This is a genomic window from Streptococcus sp. V728 (assembly GCF_052077995.1).
Taxonomy (GTDB): Bacteria; Bacillota; Bacilli; order Lactobacillales; family Streptococcaceae; genus Streptococcus; species Streptococcus infantis_B.
This window is the reverse complement of sequence record NZ_JBQJJH010000003.1, coordinates 26,999-45,568: the sequence shown is the minus strand read 5'-3', so window position 1 is coordinate 45,568 and position 18,570 is coordinate 26,999. Positions and strand designations below refer to the sequence as shown.

Sequence of the window (18,570 nt, the reverse complement as noted above, 5' to 3'; positions counted from 1 at the left end):
GAAGATTTGTTCAGGTTGATGATTTTACAGAATTTTTCCACCCGAATTAGTAAGTTAAACTGTTTAAGTCGCGAATTTTAGTTTAATTATTATGTCTATTAGCATCTGTCTGGGAACCGGAAGAATTAGAAGATTGATCTCGTGTATCAACGCCATGATTCCCTTCGCTGCCAGCACTATCAGATGAATATTGCTCAGCTGCAGGTGTTTGAGAATTATTTATGCTTTCATATGATTCAGTGTAGGTTGGACTGTAGTTGCTATCTTCTGAATTGTAGGATTCTACTACCTGAGTCTTACTAGCTGTTTCTGTTTCGTTTTGGTTAGATTTTTGTTCTTCTTTTTTAGTCAAGAATTCAACTTGTTTTTGGAATTTAGAGATCAGTTCTTGAATTGGTTTTATTTTTTCTTCAATGGAAGTTTGCTCGTTAGCAGAGTTGATATTTTTAATGATTTCTAGTATTTTTTGTAAAGAAGTGATGCCTGCTTCAAGTGTTTGTTTATCTTGAAACTGGCTATCAGAGTCCTTTATATCTAATTTTAAAGCTTTTTCAGTATAATGCTTTGTGACTTTATCGGCAGTAGAAGTAAGAAAGTCTGTTAGTGTCTTTTTACCCGCATCAGTGGTTGGTTTCAATTCCTGAATCTTTTTCCAATCATCTATTATGCTTTCAGAATCGATGTTGAAGTCTTTAATAGCATTTTTTACTTGTTCAACATCTTGTTGATTTTTTTGTTGTTTGATGAGAGCAATGTTTCCTCTCTCTGCTTGAACATGTTCTTGATGAATGACTAAGGCTGTTAAAAGTCCAAAACCTGCAATAATTATAATAGCAAAAATGGTATTTTTTGATTTTAGTATATCTTTGTAGTTGTTCACAATAGTTCTACGCACGTGGATAAAGGTATATGTATGGAATCATGTGCGCATTCCTCCTCATTACAGTATATCATTTTTAGTTGATTTTAAAAATAAATTTTTAAAGTGAATAGAGGTTTAGGCATGAATTACTTTTTTGAGTTCTTAATTTTATGTATTTACAGAAGAGATTGCTAGATTTGTCTCCATCTTCCTTGTCATCTTTTTTAAAGCATGCTATAATGAATCTTGCTCAAGCGACCTTCAATCGTTGAAGCACACACGACCTTCAATCGTGAATAAACGAATAGATGGGAGACTTACCATGAGTGATAACTCTAAAACACGTGTTGTCGTGGGGATGAGTGGTGGTGTCGATTCGTCGGTGACGGCTCTCTTGCTCAAGGAGCAGGGCTACGATGTGATCGGTATCTTCATGAAGAACTGGGATGACACAGATGAAAACGGGGTCTGTACAGCGACCGAAGATTACAAGGATGTGGCTGCAGTGGCAGACCAACTTGGCATTCCTTACTACTCTGTCAACTTTGAAAAAGAGTATTGGGACCGCGTTTTTGAGTATTTCCTAGCGGAATACCGTGCAGGACGCACGCCAAATCCAGACGTTATGTGTAACAAAGAAATCAAGTTTAAGGCCTTCTTGGACTATGCCATGACCTTGGGGGCTGACTATGTGGCGACTGGTCACTATGCTCGAGTGGCGCGTGATGAGAATGGCATCGTTCACATGCTTCGTGGCGTGGACAATGGCAAAGACCAGACCTATTTCCTCAGCCAACTTTCTCAAGAACAACTTCAAAAAACCATGTTCCCGCTGGGACATTTGGAAAAACCTGAAGTCCGAAAAATAGCTGAAGAAGCTGGACTTGCGACTGCCAAGAAGAAAGACTCGACAGGGATTTGCTTTATCGGAGAAAAGAACTTTAAAGAATTTCTCAGCAACTATCTGCCAGCTCAGCCTGGTCGCATGATGACTGTGGATGGTCGCGATATGGGCGAGCATGCAGGCCTTATGTACTATACAATTGGTCAGCGTGGGGGACTCGGTATCGGTGGTCAACACGGAGGCGACAATGCTCCTTGGTTTGTTGTCGGAAAAGATTTGAGCCAAAATATCCTCTATGTAGGACAAGGTTTCTATCATGAAGCGCTCATGTCAACTAGCTTAGAGGCTAGTCAAGTTCACTTTACTCGTGACATTCCAGAGGAGTTTACGCTAGAATGTACGGCTAAATTCCGCTACCGTCAGCCTGACTCAAAGGTAACTGTTCATGTCAAAGGAGACAAGGCCGAGGTCATCTTTGCGGAGCCACAACGCGCCATTACACCAGGACAGGCAGTTGTCTTTTACGATGGTGAAGAGTGTCTCGGTGGTGGTTTGATTGACAATGCCTACCGTGATGGCAAGGTTTGTCAGTACATATAGATTGACAAATTTTCTCAATTTGCTACAATAATAAAAGCAATAGAAATGATGGTCAAAGCTCATGGATGTTGCAGGCTTTTTGTCCTGCACTTCTTTGGAGTTTTGACTGTTTTTGTGTCGTTAAGAAAGGAAGTTACATGCAAGAACAAGATTTTCGGACCAAGTCAAACCAAACAGTTTTTGGTGTAAGAGCGACCGCTTTGATTGTAAAAGACAATCGCTTGTTAGTTGTAGAAGATGAGGATGGTTTTTATACAATTGGAGGTGCCATTCAAGTGGATGAAGCTACTGAAGATGCTGTGGTTCGAGAAGTAAAGGAAGAACTTGGTGTCGCATCTAAAGCTGTTCAGTTAGCTTTCATTGTTGAAAATCGCTTTGAACAAGCTGGAATCCACTATCATAATATCGAGTTCCATTATTTAGTGGACTTGCTGGAAGATGCACCGTTAACCATGCAAGAAGATGCGAAGCCCTTACCTTGCCGGTGGCTTGCTTTAGATGATCTATATACTGTTAATCTGAAGCCAGCATTTTTAAAAACTACCTTACCAAATTGGGACGGACAATTACGACACATCCATCTTAACGAATAGGAGAGAAGATGACTTATAATTTTACAGAAGAATACGATATTATTGTAATCGGTGCGGGGCATGCTGGAGTTGAGGCTTCCTTAGCTGCTAGCCGTATGGGCTGCAAGGTTTTGCTTGCGACTATTAACATTGAAATGTTGGCTTTCATGCCATGTAATCCCTCTATCGGTGGTTCTGCCAAGGGGATTGTCGTCCGTGAAGTTGACGCCCTCGGTGGTGAAATGGCCAAGACCATTGATAAGACTTACATCCAGATGAAGATGCTCAACACTGGGAAAGGACCTGCTGTTCGTGCCCTTCGTGCGCAGGCTGACAAGGAGCTTTACTCTAAGGAAATGCGCAAGACAGTTGAAAATCAAGAGAATCTGACCCTTCGTCAAACCATGATTGATGAGATTTTGGTGGAAGATGGCAAGGTTGTCGGTGTTCGTACAGCGACCCATCAAGAGTATGCTGCCAAGGCTGTTATTGTGACCACAGGGACTGCCCTCCGTGGGGAAATCATCATCGGAGATCTCAAGTACTCGTCAGGTCCTAACCACAGCCTAGCTTCTATTAACCTCGCTGACAATCTCAAAGAACTTGGGCTCGAAATCGGTCGTTTCAAAACAGGGACACCACCTCGTGTCAAGGCTTCTTCTATCAACTACGATGTGACAGAAATCCAGCCAGGAGACGAGGCACCAAATCACTTCTCATACACTTCACGTGACGAGGATTATGTCAAAGACCAAGTGCCGTGCTGGTTGACCTACACCAATGGTGCCAGCCATGAGATTATTCAAAACAACCTCCACCGTGCGCCTATGTTTACAGGTGTGGTCAAGGGAGTTGGGCCTCGCTATTGTCCGTCAATTGAGGACAAGATTGTACGTTTTGCAGACAAGGAACGCCACCAACTTTTCCTTGAGCCAGAAGGTCGCAATACAGAGGAAGTCTATGTCCAAGGACTTTCGACTAGTCTTCCTGAAGACGTACAACGTGACTTGGTTCATTCTATCAAAGGGTTGGAAAATGCAGAGATGATGCGAACTGGTTATGCCATTGAGTATGATATGGTCTTACCACACCAGTTGCGTGCGACTCTGGAAACCAAAAAAATCTCAGGCCTCTTCACTGCTGGACAGACAAATGGAACGTCAGGTTACGAAGAAGCTGCTGGACAAGGGATCATAGCGGGTATCAATGCGGCTCTGAAAATCCAAGGTAAGCCTGAGTTGATTCTGAAACGAAGCGACGGTTATATCGGTGTGATGATTGACGACTTGGTAACTAAGGGAACCATTGAACCTTACCGTCTCTTGACCAGTCGTGCTGAATACCGCCTCATCCTCCGTCATGACAATGCTGATATGCGTTTGACTGAGATGGGGCGTGAGGTTGGTCTAGTTGATGATGAACGTTGGGCTCGCTTTGAGATCAAGAAAAATCAATTTGAAAATGAAATGAAGCGTTTGGATAGCATCAAACTCAAGCCAGTCAAGGAAACAAACGCTAAGGTTGAAGCAATGGGCTTCAAACCATTGACTGATGCAGTCACTGCCAAGGAGTTTCTCCGTCGTCCAGAAGTCTCTTACCAAGACGTGGTGGCCTTTATTGGACCTGCTGCCGAAGAATTGGATGACAAGATTATCGAATTGATTGAAACAGAAATCAAGTACGAAGGTTACATCTCAAAAGCTATGGATCAGGTTGCCAAGATGAAACGCATGGAAGAAAAACGTATTCCGGCCAACATCGATTGGGATGATATTGACTCTATCGCGACAGAAGCGCGCCAGAAGTTCAAACTCATTAATCCAGAAACCATTGGTCAGGCTAGCCGTATTTCTGGGGTAAACCCAGCAGATATCTCTATTTTGATGGTGTATCTGGAAGGTAAAAATCGTAGCATTTCAAAAAACTTAGAAAAGAAAGCTGATTAAAAAGTGCTGAATCCTCTTTTTGAGAATTCAGCTTTTTTAGATTTTTCTCCTTTTTTCGAATGAAGAGAAAAGGAGGGGTAACCATGCTGACAGTAGAGGAAAAAACTTTTTTAGACTACTATAAAAAAGCTTCTTATCATCGTTTTTATGAGATTGAACGCTTTGTTTTCTTATCTGAAAAGTTACGCAAACGTCCGCCGCAGGCTGACAAGAACTAGACTTTTTGATATACTAGAACAAATTAAAATATAGGAGAGAATGAATGAACGTATATGGCAGATTAGAAGATGAATCGAATCCATATTGGGTGGGAAGTCAGGAAGCTCCAGTAACAAATGAGGAGCAACTCGAGGTTGAAACTCGTCAGCCTGCTCGCTTACCATTTTTTAATATCCTAATTTTGAGTACGCTAGTAGTACTTGTGTCTGTGGTCCTACCCTTTTTATTAGGCTTGCTAAGTCCAGAACAGACTCAGGATTTCTATATCGGATGGGCCATGCATCAGAGAGGAGATATCTACTCTGACTACTTTGGAACTAGTGGTCTCCTTTATTACTTTTTACAGTATCTAACCAAAGGCAGTCTATTGTTTGCAGTCTTTAATTGGTTAGCCTTAATAGGTGCAGGATTCTTTCTTTTTCATTCGGCTTATAACTTGACGGGACAAAACAAACAATCTCAACAAGTGCTGACAGTCTTTTATATCCTCGCCAGTGCTCTTAGTTTTGGTGGTGGCTATGCGACTATTCTTGCCCTTCCGTTCTTATTCTATGCTCTCAGTTTAGCGATTGCTTACTTTGCAGAACCAGATCATGATAAAGGTTTCATACGTATTGGGATTAGCCTGGCCCTAGCATTTTTCTTTGCACCTTTGGTGACAATTTTATATGCATTTGTCTTATTTTTTGCAGTAACTGCTTTTAATGTTGGGCGCAACAACTTGACTCATGGCCTCTATCAATTCTTTGCGGCGGGTCTTGGTTTTTCAATCTTCTTTTATCCAATTGGCTACTATACAGCTTATAAAGGTAGCTTCGGAAATGCCATTAGTCAAATCCTCTATCCATTAGATAGTTTGAACTTCACCTCTAACTCGGGGTTACTCGACAACATCCTCTTCTATGGATTATTGGCAATTGCTCTTGGAGCATTGACGTTGGCTTTCACAGGTCTCTTCCAATCTAAACCATTGAAACAATCAGTCTTATCAATCTCTGCTGCAATAGCTGTTATTTTGGTATTAGTTTTAGAAATTTTCTCTACAGATCTTATCAATGGTAGTCGTATGGTTGAATTGTTACCCTTCTTGTCTATTCTATTGTTAACTCGAATTCGCACGTGGGAATTAGAGGGAGCCAGCCGTCGTAGAAGACGCAGAGAAGAAACGTCACCATGGGGCACTTTTGTGAAAGGAAATGCCTATCTGCCAATTTTAGCTCTCGTTTATCTATTTTTAGCTCCTGTAGTTTCACGATATGTGCTTCATGCAGAACAATATAAAGAGCGCACTAGTATTGAGGCTAAGATTAAAAGTGAAACACAGGCTACAGAACGTATCTATGTATGGGATAATCTGACAAGTAGTTATAAGGCTAGTGAGCGTTTAGCAGCAAGTCAGTTGCTATCTCCTAGATTGCATACAGGACTTGATGCAAATCGTACTAAGCTTGTAAATGATCTTCGAGATAATCAACCAAAGATGATTGTAGTGAATACAAAAACATCTCTTTGGACAGAAGTTGAGCAGCTTTTAGCTGAAAATTATCAAGCCGTTCCAAGTGATTACAAAGATTTCAAACTCTACAAATTAAAATAAAATTATCAATATCTTGTGTAATTTTAAAAAAAATTTATTTTTTTACACAAGATATTGATTTTTATTTTTTTAGTGATATAATACTTTTTAGAATCAATATTATATTTAAGAAAAGGGTATGGATATGATTGTATTGGAAGAGAAGACTGTCCCTGATCCAACGTTATTCGTTGAAAAGCGTGACGGTAGACGTGTCATTTTTGATGTAGATAAGATTGACAAAGCGCTTCGTAAGGCTGCGGAAAAGGTTATGGATGTAACTCCTTTGGTCGAAAAGCGCCTTAGTGCCCTGGTTGAGCGTATCGTTGATGAGATCCATAGCCGTTTCCCGCAAGGTGTAAAAATCTATGAAATCCAAAACATCGTTGAGCACGAGTTGCTGGAAGCTAAAGAATATGCCTTGGCTGAGGAGTATATCACTTATCGGACTCAAAGAGATTTTGAGCGCTCAAAAGCGACAGATATCAACTTTAGTATTCATAAGCTTCTCAATAAGGATCAAGCGGTTGTTAATGAAAATGCCAATAAAGATAGCGATGTCTTCAACACCCAGCGTGATTTGACGGCCGGGATTGTTGGAAAATCAATCGGACTTCAAATGCTTCCTAAGCATGTGGCTAATGCCCATCAAAAAGGGGATATCCACTATCACGATTTGGACTACAGCCCCTACACTCCTATGACCAACTGCTGTTTGATTGATTTTAAGGGTATGTTGGAAAATGGTTTTAAGATTGGGAATGCTGAGGTAGAAAGTCCTAAGTCTATCCAAACTGCGACGGCGCAAATTTCACAAATCATCGCAAACGTCGCATCTAGCCAGTATGGGGGCTGTTCGGCAGACCGTATAGATGAAGTTTTGGCTCCTTATGCAGAGAAAAATTATCAAAAACACCTTAAAGATGCAGAGGAATGGGTCCTACCTGACAAGCACGAAGAATACGCCTGGAAGAAAACTCAAAAAGACATCTATGATGCCATGCAATCTTTAGAGTACGAGATTAACACCCTCTTTACCTCAAACGGGCAAACGCCATTTACTTCTCTTGGTTTCGGTTTAGGCACTAGTCGTTTTGAACGCGAAATTCAAAAGGCAATCCTGAATATTCGAATCAAGGGGCTGGGTTCAGAACATCGTACAGCCATCTTCCCTAAGCTCATCTTCACACTTAAAAGAGGACTTAACTTGGAGGAAGGTTCGCCTAACTACGATATTAAGCAGTTGGCTCTCGAATGTGCCACTAAGCGTATGTATCCAGATGTCTTGTCTTACGATAAGATTGTCGAGTTGACAGGTTCTTTCAAGGTTCCGATGGGATGTCGTTCTTTCCTCCAAGGTTGGAAGGATGAAAATGGAGTTGAAGTCAATTCAGGTCGTATGAACCTAGGTGTGGTAACGGTCAATCTTCCTCGGATTGCCCTTGAATCTGAAGGCGACATAAATAAGTTCTGGGAAATCTTCAATGAGCGTATGAATATTGCAGAAGATGCACTGGTCTATCGTGTAGAGCGAACCAAGGAGGCGACGCCAGCTAATGCGCCTATCCTCTATCAATACGGTGCTTTTGGTCATCGCCTAGGAAAAGAAGAAAGTGTTGACCAACTCTTTAAGAATCGCCGTGCTACTGTTTCGCTTGGATATATCGGGCTCTATGAAGTGGCAACAGTATTCTTTGGCAACAATTGGGAAAATAATCCAGAAGCCAAAGAATTCACCCTTGATATCATTAGAGACATGAAACATCGAGTAGAAGAATGGTCAGACCAATACGGTTATCACTTCTCTATTTATTCAACGCCATCTGAAAGTCTGACAGATCGTTTCTGTCGTTTGGATACAGAGAAATTTGGATCTATTCCAGACATTACTGATAAAGAATACTACACAAATTCCTTCCATTATGATGTCCGAAAAAATCCAACTCCTTTTGAAAAATTGGACTTCGAGAAGGTTTATCCAGAAGCGGGTGCATCAGGTGGATTTATCCACTACTGTGAGTACCCAGTTCTTCAACAAAATCCAAAGGCCTTGGAAGCTGTTTGGGACTACGCTTATGATCGTGTAGGTTATCTAGGAACCAATACTCCGATTGATCGTTGCTACAAGTGCGATTTTGAAGGGGATTTTGATCCAACTGAGAGAGGTTTTGCCTGTCCTAATTGTGGCAATAGTGACCCTAAAACAGTAGATGTTGTCAAACGGACTTGTGGCTATCTTGGAAATCCGCAAGCGCGTCCGATGGTGAATGGTCGTCACAAGGAAATTGCTGCGCGTGTCAAACACATGAACGGTTCTACTATTAAAACAGCAGGGCATGAAGTAACAAATTAGAAAGAGATAGCATGGGAAAATATCAATTAGACGATAAGGGTAAGGCCTTGGTTCAACGATTCCACGAAAAGCATTCAAAGGGTGGAGTCAATAAAAAAGATCGAGTAGCCAGCCTTAGAGAACAATTTTTAAATAAGAACAAGAAAAAGTGAGAGTCCCCTCTCACTTTTCTCATAGCGGGAGGAATACATGGGATTACGCAGACCGACATTGGCAGATAAAGGAACCATTCTAAACATGATGGCAGAGTTTGAACAGACTCAATCAGCCCACGATGGTGGATTTTGGGATGCTGAGAACTTTGATTATGAGAATTGGCTAGAAACTAACCTTAATAAAGAAATGGGAATAAACTTGCCTGAAAATCGCGTTCCATCAATTCAGTTCGTATTGTTTGATGAATCAGATCATGCTTTAGGTTTTTTAAATTTACGGTTGAGATTAAATGAGGGATTGCTGAATTATGCTGGCCATATCGGCTATTCCATCCGCCCTTCTGAAAGGGGAAAAGGTTATGCTAAGGAAGCTCTCCATCAAGTTCTTCAAGTAGCTAAGGAGAAAAACATTCATCGTGCTTTGGTGACTTGTAGCACAGAAAATCCTGCCAGCCGAGCTGTTATCTTAGCTAATGGTGGGAAGTTAGAGGATGTTCGAAATGGAACGGAGCGCTATTGGATAGAGTTGGAGTAGAAAGTATGACATGGAATACACCAAAACCAGGCGAGTGGAAGAGTGAGGAGCTTAGTCAGGGACGTATTATTGATTACAAGGCTTTCAACTTTGTCGATGGCGAAGGAGTCCGCAATTCTCTCTATGTAGCAGGCTGTATGTTTCACTGTGAAGGTTGCTACAATGTAGCCACCTGGTCTTTCAATGCAGGAATTCCTTATACGCCAGAATTAGAAGAACAAATTATGGCAGATCTTGCCCAGCCTTATGTTCAAGGGTTAACATTGCTAGGAGGAGAACCATTCCTAAATACAGGTATCCTTCTGCCTCTTGTGAAACGTATTCGGAAAGAATTGCCTGACAAAGATATCTGGTCTTGGACAGGCTACACCTGGGAAGAAATGATGTTAGAGACGCCTGACAAATTGGAGCTTTTATCGCTGATTGATATCTTAGTCGATGGTCGCTATGATAAAAACAAGCGCAATCTCATGCTCCAGTTTCGTGGCTCTTCCAATCAGCGTATTATCGATGTGCAAAAATCTCTGCAAAGTGGAAAAGTAGTTATTTGGGACAAGCTTAACGATGGCAAGCAAAACTATGAACAGGTCAAGAGAGAATGAAGAAAAAAGAGTTAATAGAAAGACTAGTATCAGAAATAGAGTCGGGAAAAGTAAAAACTCTGGGTATATACGGCCATGGAACTTCAGGAAAATCAACTTTTGCTCAAGAATTGTACCAAGAACTTGATTCTCAAAAGGTAAATTTACTAGAGACAGATCCCTATATTACTTCGGAACGACATTTGGTGGTGCCCAAAGAGACACCGGACCAAAAGGTGACAGCATGTTTACCAGTGGCACATGAACTGGCAAGCTTACAGAGAGATATTCTAGCCTTGCAAGCGGGTATGGATGTCTTGACTATCGAAGAACCTTGGAAAGCCAATGAAGTCTTATCTGGAGCAAAACCAATTCTGATAGTCGAAGGGATGTCTGTGGGTTTTCTACCCAAGGAACTCTTTGACAAAACTGTATGTTTCTACACGGATGAAGAGACAGAATTAAAGAGGCGTCTAGCTCGAGATACGGCTGTGAGAAATGGCGATGCATCCTTTATATTGGCTAGTCAGCAAATGAGACGGGAACAGTATCTGCAATATTATAAAGAAACCGAGTCAAAAGCAGATATCTTGATAAATCAATCGAATGATACATTTCAGATCAAAACAAATATTATAAATAATATATAGAAGAAAAAATAAAAATTTGCTCTTCATTTATGCCTTTTTTAGGTAAGGAGCAATAAGAAAACAGTTTCATCTAAAAAATTAAAAAAATCTTGCCAAATCCCTTGCAATCGCAGGGGCTTTGTGTTATTCTATTATGGTGCTGTAAATTACAGCCTTAGCTTTGATGCAAGAGGTTGCGACACGCTCGGTTGCATTGCCACGCAATGCGCGTCGGTTTTCTTGTGGAGCTAGCCTATTATCTTAAATAGACGAAAAGGAGAAAAAGATGGCAAACAAAAAAATCCGTATCCGTTTGAAAGCTTACGAACACCGTACGCTTGACACAGCGGCTGCAAAAATCGTAGAATCAGCTACTCGTACAGGTGCACAAGTTGCGGGTCCAATCCCACTTCCAACTGAGCGTAGCCTCTACACAATCATTCGTGCGACTCACAAATATAAAGATTCTCGCGAACAATTCGAAATGCGTACACACAAACGTTTGATCGACATCATCAACCCAACTCAAAAAACAGTTGACGCTTTGATGAAATTGGATCTTCCAAGTGGTGTAAACGTAGAAATCAAACTTTAATTTAAAGCTTGATACCTTGAGCATAAAAAACGCTCGTTAAAAACTTTTTGAATAAAAAATATAGAAAAGGAACTATTTTCTCATGACAAAAGGAATCTTAGGGAAAAAAGTGGGAATGACTCAAATCTTCACTGAAGCTGGCGAATTGATCCCTGTAACAGTTATCGAAGCAACTCCAAACGTTGTTCTTCAAGTTAAAACTGTTGAAACAGATGGTTACAACGCTATCCAAGTTGGTTTCGATGACAAACGCGAAGTATTGAGCAACAAACCTGCTAAAGGACATGTGGCAAAAGCTGACACGGCTCCTAAGCGCTTCATTCGTGAATTCAAAAACGTTGAAGGCTTGGAAGTTGGTGCTGAAATCACAGTTGAAACTTTCGCAGCTGGAGACATTGTTGATGTAACTGGTACATCTAAAGGTAAAGGTTTCCAAGGTGTTATCAAACGCCACGGACAATCACGTGGACCTATGGCTCACGGTTCTCGTTACCACCGTCGTCCAGGTTCTATGGGACCTGTTGCACCTAACCGCGTATTCAAAGGTAAAAACCTTGCAGGACGTATGGGTGGCGACCGCGTAACAATTCAAAACCTTGAAGTTGTACAAGTTGTTCCAGAAAAGAACGTTATCCTTATCAAAGGTAACGTACCAGGTGCTAAGAAATCTCTTATCACTATCAAGTCAGCAGTTAAAGCTGGTAAATAATAAGGAAAGGGGAACACAGTCAAAATGGCAAATGTAACATTATTCGACCAAACTGGTAAACAAGCGGGCGAAGTTGTTCTTAACGATGCAATCTTTGGTATCGAACCAAACCAATCTGTTGTGTTTGATGTGATCATCAGCCAACGCGCTAGCCTTCGTCAAGGAACTCACGCAGTTAAAAACCGCTCAGCTGTTTCAGGTGGTGGACGCAAACCATGGCGTCAAAAAGGAACTGGACGTGCTCGTCAAGGTTCTATCCGCTCTCCACAATGGCGTGGTGGTGGAATCGTCTTCGGACCAACTCCACGTAGCTATGCGTACAAACTTCCTCAAAAAGTTCGTCGCCTTGCACTTAAATCTGTTTACTCAGAAAAAGTTGCTGAAAACAAATTTGTAGCCGTTGATTCTCTTGAATTTACAGCTCCAAAAACTGCTGAATTTGCAAAAGTTCTTGCAGCTTTGAGCATCGATTCTAAAGTCCTTGTTATTCTTGAAGAAGGAAACGAATTCGCAGCTCTTTCAGCTCGTAACCTTCCAAATGTGAAAGTTGCGACTGCTACAACTGCAAGTGTTCTTGACATCGCAAATAGTGACAAACTTCTTGTTACTCAAGCAGCTATCTCTAAAATCGAGGAGGTTCTTGCATAATGAATTTGTATGATGTTATCAAAAAACCTGTTATCACTGAAAGCTCAATGGCTCAACTTGAAGCAGGAAAATATGTATTTGAAGTTGACACTCGTGCACACAAACTTTTGATCAAGCAAGCTGTTGAAGCTGCTTTTGAAGGTGTTAAAGTTGCAAATGTTAACACAATCAACGTAAAACCTAAAGCTAAACGTGTTGGACGTTACACTGGTTTTACTAACAAAACTAAAAAAGCTATCATCACTCTTACAGCTGATTCAAAAGCAATCGAGTTGTTTGCTGCTGAAGCTGAATAATCTAAGGAGGAAATATCGTGGGAATTCGTGTTTATAAACCAACAACAAACGGTCGCCGTAATATGACTTCTTTGGATTTCGCTGAAATCACAACAAGCACACCAGAAAAAACTTTGCTTGTTGCTTTGAAGAATAAGGCTGGTCGTAACAACAACGGTCGTATCACTGTTCGTCACCAAGGTGGTGGACACAAACGTTTCTACCGTTTGGTTGACTTCAAACGTAACAAAGACAACGTTGAAGCAGTTGTTAAAACTATCGAGTACGATCCAAACCGTTCTGCAAACATTGCTCTTGTACACTACACTGACGGTGTGAAAGCTTACATCATCGCTCCAAAAGGTCTTGAAGTTGGTCAACGTATCGTTTCAGGTCCTGAAGCAGATATCAAAGTCGGAAACGCTCTTCCGCTTGCTAACATCCCAGTTGGTACTTTGATCCACAACATCGAATTGAAACCAGGTCGTGGTGGAGAATTGGTACGTGCTGCTGGAGCTTCTGCTCAAGTTTTGGGTCAAGAAGGTAAATACGTTCTTGTTCGTCTTCAATCAGGTGAAGTTCGTATGATTCTTGGAACTTGTCGTGCAACAGTTGGTGTTGTCGGAAACGAACAACATGGACTTGTAAACCTTGGTAAAGCAGGACGTAGCCGTTGGAAAGGTATCCGCCCAACAGTTCGTGGTTCTGTAATGAACCCTAACGATCACCCACACGGTGGTGGTGAAGGTAAAGCACCAGTTGGTCGTAAAGCGCCATCTACTCCATGGGGCAAACCTGCTCTTGGTCTTAAAACTCGTAACAAAAAAGCGAAATCTGACAAACTTATCGTTCGTCGTCGCAACGAGAAATAATTTTAAACTAGTCGCTTAAGAGCTAGATAATCCGCCAGCTCGGTAGCGCTCCTCGTGAGCGCAAGCCGCTGTGGTACTATATTTAAAGGAGAAAATATTAAAATGGGACGCAGTCTTAAAAAAGGACCTTTCGTCGATGAGCATTTGATGAAAAAAGTTGAAGCTCAAGCTAACGACGAAAAGAAAAAAGTTATCAAAACTTGGTCACGTCGTTCAACGATTTTCCCAAGTTTCATTGGTTACACTATCGCAGTTTATGATGGACGTAAACACGTACCTGTTTACATCCAAGAAGACATGGTAGGTCACAAGCTTGGTGAATTTGCACCAACTCGTACTTACAAAGGTCACGCCGCAGACGACAAGAAGACACGTAGAAAATAAGGAGAACATAAATGGCAGAAATTACTTCAGCTAAAGCAATGGCTCGCACAGTACGTGTTTCACCTCGTAAATCACGTCTTGTTCTTGACAACATCCGTGGTAAAAGCGTAGCCGATGCAATCGCAATTTTGACATTCACTCCAAACAAAGCTGCTGAAATCATCTTGAAAGTGTTGAACTCAGCTGTAGCTAACGCTGAAAACAACTTTGGTTTGGATAAAGCTAACTTGGTAGTATCTGAAGCATTCGCAAACGAAGGACCAACTATGAAACGTTTTCGTCCACGTGCGAAAGGTTCAGCTTCACCAATCAACAAACGTACAGCTCACATCACTGTAGCTGTTGCAGAAAAATAAGGAGGTAAAATCGTGGGTCAAAAAGTACATCCAATTGGTATGCGTGTCGGCATCATCCGTGATTGGGATGCCAAATGGTATGCTGAAAAAGAATACGCGGATTACCTTCATGAAGATCTTGCAATCCGTAAATTCGTTCAAAAAGAACTTGCTGACGCAGCAGTTTCAACTATTGAAATTGAACGCGCAGTAAACAAAGTTAACGTTTCACTTCACACTGCTAAACCAGGTATGGTTATCGGTAAAGGTGGTGCTAACGTTGATGCACTTCGTGCTAAACTTAACAAATTGACTGGAAAACAAGTACACATCAACATCATCGAAATCAAACAACCTGATTTGGATGCTCACCTTGTTGGTGAAGGAATTGCTCGTCAATTGGAGCAACGTGTTGCTTTCCGTCGTGCACAAAAACAAGCAATCCAACGTGCTATGCGTGCTGGAGCTAAAGGAATTAAAACTCAAGTATCAGGTCGTTTGAACGGTGCAGATATCGCCCGTGCAGAAGGATACTCTGAAGGTACAGTTCCACTTCACACACTTCGCGCAGATATCGATTACGCTTGGGAAGAAGCAGATACTACATACGGTAAACTTGGTGTTAAAGTATGGATCTACCGTGGTGAAGTTCTTCCAGCTCGTAAAAACACTAAAGGAGGTAAATAACCAATGTTAGTACCTAAACGTGTTAAACACCGTCGTGAATTCCGTGGTAAAATGCGCGGTGAAGCTAAAGGTGGAAAAGAAGTAGCATTCGGTGAATACGGTCTTCAAGCTACAACTAGCCACTGGATCACTAACCGCCAAATCGAAGCTGCTCGTATCGCCATGACTCGTTACATGAAACGTGGTGGTAAAGTTTGGATTAAAATCTTCCCACACAAATCATACACAGCTAAGGCTATCGGGGTTCGTATGGGATCTGGTAAAGGGGCGCCTGAAGGTTGGGTAGCACCAGTTAAACGTGGTAAAGTTATGTTTGAAGTTGCTGGTGTATCTGAAGAGATCGCTCGCGAAGCGCTTCGTCTTGCAAGCCACAAATTGCCAGTTAAATGTAAATTCGTAAAACGTGAAGCAGAATAAGGAGAAGGCATGAAACTTAATGAAGTAAAAGAATTTGTTAAAGAACTTCGTGGTCTTTCTCAAGAAGAACTCGCGAAGCGCGAAAACGAATTGAAAAAAGAATTGTTTGAACTTCGTTTCCAAGCTGCTACTGGTCAATTAGAACAAACAGCTCGCTTGAAAGAAGTTAAAAAACAAATCGCTCGTATCAAAACAGTTCAATCTGAAGCGAAATAATAGACTAGGGAAGGAGAAATTTCAATGGAACGCAATAATCGTAAAGTTCTTGTTGGACGTGTTGTATCTGACAAAATGGACAAGACAATCACAGTTGTAGTTGAAACAAAACGTAACCACCCAGTCTATGGTAAACGTATTAACTACTCTAAAAAATATAAAGCACATGATGAAAACAATGTTGCCAAAGAAGGCGATATCGTACGTATCATGGAAACTCGCCCGCTTTCATCTACAAAACGTTTCCGTCTTGTAGAAGTTGTTGAAGAAGCGGTTATCATCTAATCAAGCCTGAAAGGAGAAAACTGAAATGATTCAAACAGAAACTCGTTTGAAAGTCGCAGACAACAGCGGTGCACGCGAAATCTTGACTATCAAAGTTCTTGGTGGTTCTAAACGTAAATTTGCGAACATCGGTGATGTTATTGTGGCATCTGTAAAACAAGCTACTCCTGGTGGTGCGGTTAAAAAAGGTGACGTTGTTAAAGCAGTTATCGTTCGTACTAAATCAGGTGCTCGTCGTGCTGATGGTTCATACATCAAATTTGACGAAAACGCAGCAGTTATCATCCGTGACGACAAAACTCCTCGCGGAACACGTATCTTTGGCCCAGTTGCACGTGAATTGCGTGAAGGTGGCTTCATGAAGATCGTGTCACTTGCTCCAGAAGTACTTTAATCAATAAAAAAACAAACACAGTCCCCTGGCCTAGCCAGGGTGCCCATTGGGCGTAAGAATAAAAGGAGAAAAAAATGTTTGTAAAAAAAGGCGACAAAGTTCGCGTAATCGCTGGTAAAGATAAGGGAACAGAAGCTGTTGTCCTTACTGCCCTTCCAAAAGTAAACAAAGTTATCGTTGAAGGTGTTAACATCGTTAAGAAACACCAACGTCCAACTAACGAACTTCCTCAAGGTGGTATCATCGAGAAGGAAGCAGCTATCCACGTATCAAACGTTCAAGTTTTGGACAAAAATGGTGTAGCTGGTCGTGTTGGTTACAAATTTGTAGACGGTAAAAAAGTTCGCTACAACAAAAAATCAGGCGAAGTGCTTGATTAATCACGAAGGAAAGGAGAAGTATAATGGCAAATCGTTTAAAAGAAAAATATCTTAATGAAGTAGTTCCTGCTTTGACAGAACAATTCAACTACTCATCAGTGATGGCTGTGCCTAAAGTAGATAAGATCGTTTTGAACATGGGTGTTGGTGAAGCTGTATCAAACGCTAAAAGCCTTGAAAAAGCTGCTGAAGAATTGGCACTTATCTCAGGTCAAAAACCACTTATCACTAAAGCTAAAAAATCAATCGCCGGCTTCCGTCTTCGTGAAGGTGTAGCGATCGGTGCAAAAGTTACCCTTCGTGGTGAACGTATGTACGAATTCTTGGATAAATTGGTTTCAGTATCACTTCCACGTGTGCGTGACTTCCACGGTGTTCCAACAAAATCATTTGATGGACGCGGAAACTACACACTTGGTGTGAAAGAACAATTGATCTTCCCAGAAATCAACTTTGATGACGTTGACAAAACTCGTGGTCTTGACATCGTTATCGTAACTACTGCTAACACTGACGAAGAGTCACGTGCATTGCTTACAGGCCTTGGAATGCCTTTTGCAAAATAATATAGGAGGTATAACTAATGGCTAAAAAATCTATGATTGCTAAGAACAAACGCCCAGCGAAGTTCTCTACTCAAGCATACACTCGCTGTGAACGTTGTGGACGTCCACACTCAGTTTACCGCAAGTTTAAACTTTGCCGTGTTTGCTTCCGTGAATTGGCATATAAAGGTCAAATCCCTGGTGTAACAAAAGCATCTTGGTAATATCATGATACAAAGAGCGTAACAACTACAGCAAAAATAGGAGATTTGGTGCAGGAGCGCTGCTCCGAGACAAATCTATCTTTTTTGCCCAGGTTGTAGCTCGTGTTCAAATGAGTATATTCTCGTTTGCATGTATCAAAACTATCTGAGCCTAGCTCAATCATTAACTAGCAAGTGCAACTTGCAAACTACTAGTAAGAGGAGAAAAATAAAATGGTTATGACTGACCCAATCGCAGACTTCCTAACTCGTATTCGTAACGCTAACCAAGCAAAACACGAAGTACTTGAAGTACCTGCATCAAACATCAAAAAAGGGATTGCTGAAATCCTTAAACGCGAAGGTTTTGTTAAGAACGTAGAAATCATCGAAGATGACAAACAAGGTATCATCCGTGTATTCTTGAAATACGGAACTAACGGTGAACGAGTTATCACTAACTTGAAACGTGTTTCTAAACCAGGACTTCGTGTTTACAAAAAACGTGAAGATCTTCCAAAAGTACTTAACGGACTTGGAATTGCTATCCTTTCAACTTCTGAAGGTTTGCTTACTGATAAAGAAGCACGCCAAAAGAACGTTGGTGGGGAAGTTATCGCTTACGTTTGGTAATATTTAGCTCCCAATTTCGTTGTGACTCTTCGTTATTGTCTCTTGCCTAACTCAAAGTTATGTCTGCGAGACAATGCCTCGATTCACTTAGAAATTGAGATCTAAACATTAACTTTTAAA

The 18,570-nt window shown here is 41.2% G+C and carries 27 protein-coding genes; 26 read left to right on the top strand and 1 reads right to left on the bottom strand.

Annotated elements, in window-relative coordinates; genetic code table 11:
• Positions 1-82 precede the first annotated feature (82 nt).
• Positions 83-880, bottom strand: a complete 798-nt coding sequence (locus ACTO1Y_RS05915) for a hypothetical protein (protein WP_441348638.1) — start codon at positions 878-880, stop codon at positions 83-85.
• 304 nt (positions 881-1,184) lie between these two features.
• Here ACTO1Y_RS05915 and mnmA point away from each other — a divergent pair, with 304 nt between their 5' ends.
• The 26 genes from mnmA to rpsH all read left to right on the top strand — a co-directional run bounded on the left by mnmA (position 1,185) and on the right by rpsH (position 18,450).
• Complete coding sequence (gene mnmA / locus ACTO1Y_RS05910) at positions 1,185-2,306, top strand: tRNA 2-thiouridine(34) synthase MnmA (protein WP_441348637.1); 1,122 nt, start codon at positions 1,185-1,187, stop codon at positions 2,304-2,306.
• 137 nt (positions 2,307-2,443) lie between these two features.
• Positions 2,444-2,899 carry an NUDIX hydrolase gene (locus tag ACTO1Y_RS05905; protein WP_441348636.1) on the top strand — a complete coding sequence of 152 codons (456 nt, stop codon included), beginning with the start codon at positions 2,444-2,446 and terminating at the stop codon, positions 2,897-2,899.
• Between the two features lie 8 nt (positions 2,900-2,907).
• A complete protein-coding gene (gene mnmG / locus ACTO1Y_RS05900) occupies positions 2,908-4,824 on the top strand; it encodes a tRNA uridine-5-carboxymethylaminomethyl(34) synthesis enzyme MnmG (RefSeq protein ID WP_441348635.1) in 1,917 nt (638 codons plus the stop codon).
• Between the two features lie 83 nt (positions 4,825-4,907).
• A complete protein-coding gene (locus ACTO1Y_RS05895) occupies positions 4,908-5,042 on the top strand; it encodes a hypothetical protein (protein ID WP_004251068.1) in 135 nt (44 codons plus the stop codon).
• Between the two features lie 44 nt (positions 5,043-5,086).
• On the top strand, positions 5,087-6,640 hold the full coding sequence (locus tag ACTO1Y_RS05890; RefSeq protein WP_441348634.1) for a damage-inducible protein CinA: 1,554 nt from the start codon (positions 5,087-5,089) through the stop codon (positions 6,638-6,640).
• 124 nt (positions 6,641-6,764) lie between these two features.
• Positions 6,765-8,972 (top strand): anaerobic ribonucleoside-triphosphate reductase, encoded by a 2,208-nt coding sequence (nrdD, locus tag ACTO1Y_RS05885; protein ID WP_441348730.1) that lies wholly within the window; start codon positions 6,765-6,767, stop codon positions 8,970-8,972.
• A gap of 11 nt (positions 8,973-8,983) precedes the next feature.
• Positions 8,984-9,124, top strand: coding sequence for a hypothetical protein (locus tag ACTO1Y_RS05880; RefSeq protein ID WP_000521611.1), 141 nt, complete (start codon positions 8,984-8,986; stop codon positions 9,122-9,124).
• A 37-nt stretch (positions 9,125-9,161) separates the two neighbouring features.
• Complete coding sequence (locus tag ACTO1Y_RS05875) at positions 9,162-9,662, top strand: GNAT family N-acetyltransferase (RefSeq protein WP_441348633.1); 501 nt, start codon at positions 9,162-9,164, stop codon at positions 9,660-9,662.
• A 5-nt stretch (positions 9,663-9,667) separates the two neighbouring features.
• The gene (gene nrdG, locus ACTO1Y_RS05870; protein ID WP_441348632.1) at positions 9,668-10,264 is read left to right on the top strand and encodes an anaerobic ribonucleoside-triphosphate reductase activating protein; all 597 of its coding nucleotides are present in this window, start codon (positions 9,668-9,670) and stop codon (positions 10,262-10,264) included.
• On the top strand, positions 10,261-10,893 hold the full coding sequence (locus ACTO1Y_RS05865) for a uridine kinase family protein (protein ID WP_441348631.1): 633 nt from the start codon (positions 10,261-10,263) through the stop codon (positions 10,891-10,893). The genes nrdG and ACTO1Y_RS05865 overlap by 4 nt, the downstream gene beginning before the upstream one ends.
• 265 nt (positions 10,894-11,158) lie before the next feature.
• Positions 11,159-11,467, top strand: a complete 309-nt coding sequence (gene rpsJ, locus ACTO1Y_RS05860) for a 30S ribosomal protein S10 (RefSeq protein WP_003009585.1) — start codon at positions 11,159-11,161, stop codon at positions 11,465-11,467.
• An 82-nt stretch (positions 11,468-11,549) separates the two neighbouring features.
• A complete protein-coding gene (rplC, locus tag ACTO1Y_RS05855; RefSeq protein WP_441348630.1) occupies positions 11,550-12,176 on the top strand; it encodes a 50S ribosomal protein L3 in 627 nt (208 codons plus the stop codon).
• Positions 12,177-12,200: 24 nt separating this feature from the next.
• Positions 12,201-12,824 (top strand): 50S ribosomal protein L4, encoded by a 624-nt coding sequence (gene rplD, locus ACTO1Y_RS05850; RefSeq protein WP_000024549.1) that lies wholly within the window; start codon positions 12,201-12,203, stop codon positions 12,822-12,824.
• Positions 12,824-13,120: a 50S ribosomal protein L23 gene (locus tag ACTO1Y_RS05845; RefSeq protein WP_001055347.1), complete on the top strand. Its 297-nt coding sequence runs from the start codon at positions 12,824-12,826 to the stop codon at positions 13,118-13,120. The genes rplD and ACTO1Y_RS05845 overlap by 1 nt, the downstream gene beginning before the upstream one ends.
• 17 nt (positions 13,121-13,137) lie before the next feature.
• Positions 13,138-13,971 (top strand): 50S ribosomal protein L2, encoded by an 834-nt coding sequence (gene rplB, locus ACTO1Y_RS05840; RefSeq protein ID WP_006144707.1) that lies wholly within the window; start codon positions 13,138-13,140, stop codon positions 13,969-13,971.
• Between the two features lie 102 nt (positions 13,972-14,073).
• On the top strand, positions 14,074-14,355 hold the full coding sequence (rpsS, locus tag ACTO1Y_RS05835) for a 30S ribosomal protein S19 (protein ID WP_000533766.1): 282 nt from the start codon (positions 14,074-14,076) through the stop codon (positions 14,353-14,355).
• An 11-nt stretch (positions 14,356-14,366) separates the two neighbouring features.
• Positions 14,367-14,711 carry a 50S ribosomal protein L22 gene (gene rplV, locus ACTO1Y_RS05830; RefSeq protein WP_000818137.1) on the top strand — a complete coding sequence of 115 codons (345 nt, stop codon included), beginning with the start codon at positions 14,367-14,369 and terminating at the stop codon, positions 14,709-14,711.
• Positions 14,712-14,723: 12 nt separating this feature from the next.
• On the top strand, positions 14,724-15,377 hold the full coding sequence (rpsC, locus tag ACTO1Y_RS05825) for a 30S ribosomal protein S3 (protein ID WP_000529936.1): 654 nt from the start codon (positions 14,724-14,726) through the stop codon (positions 15,375-15,377).
• 3 nt (positions 15,378-15,380) lie between these two features.
• Positions 15,381-15,794 (top strand): 50S ribosomal protein L16, encoded by a 414-nt coding sequence (rplP, locus tag ACTO1Y_RS05820; protein ID WP_000960948.1) that lies wholly within the window; start codon positions 15,381-15,383, stop codon positions 15,792-15,794.
• 9 nt (positions 15,795-15,803) lie between these two features.
• Entirely contained in the window at positions 15,804-16,010 is a 207-nt protein-coding gene (gene rpmC, locus ACTO1Y_RS05815; protein WP_000772918.1) for a 50S ribosomal protein L29, read from the top strand.
• Positions 16,011-16,034: 24 nt separating this feature from the next.
• The gene (rpsQ, locus tag ACTO1Y_RS05810; protein WP_061418957.1) at positions 16,035-16,295 is read left to right on the top strand and encodes a 30S ribosomal protein S17; all 261 of its coding nucleotides are present in this window, start codon (positions 16,035-16,037) and stop codon (positions 16,293-16,295) included.
• Between the two features lie 25 nt (positions 16,296-16,320).
• Positions 16,321-16,689 (top strand): 50S ribosomal protein L14, encoded by a 369-nt coding sequence (gene rplN, locus ACTO1Y_RS05805; RefSeq protein ID WP_000616547.1) that lies wholly within the window; start codon positions 16,321-16,323, stop codon positions 16,687-16,689.
• A 74-nt stretch (positions 16,690-16,763) separates the two neighbouring features.
• Entirely contained in the window at positions 16,764-17,069 is a 306-nt protein-coding gene (gene rplX / locus ACTO1Y_RS05800; RefSeq protein WP_000497691.1) for a 50S ribosomal protein L24, read from the top strand.
• A gap of 23 nt (positions 17,070-17,092) precedes the next feature.
• Complete coding sequence (gene rplE, locus ACTO1Y_RS05795; protein ID WP_000013542.1) at positions 17,093-17,635, top strand: 50S ribosomal protein L5; 543 nt, start codon at positions 17,093-17,095, stop codon at positions 17,633-17,635.
• Between the two features lie 17 nt (positions 17,636-17,652).
• Entirely contained in the window at positions 17,653-17,838 is a 186-nt protein-coding gene (locus ACTO1Y_RS05790) for a type Z 30S ribosomal protein S14 (RefSeq protein WP_001085699.1), read from the top strand.
• 213 nt (positions 17,839-18,051) lie between these two features.
• Positions 18,052-18,450: a 30S ribosomal protein S8 gene (gene rpsH, locus ACTO1Y_RS05785; protein WP_006144711.1), complete on the top strand. Its 399-nt coding sequence runs from the start codon at positions 18,052-18,054 to the stop codon at positions 18,448-18,450.
• Positions 18,451-18,570: the final 120 nt, after the last annotated feature.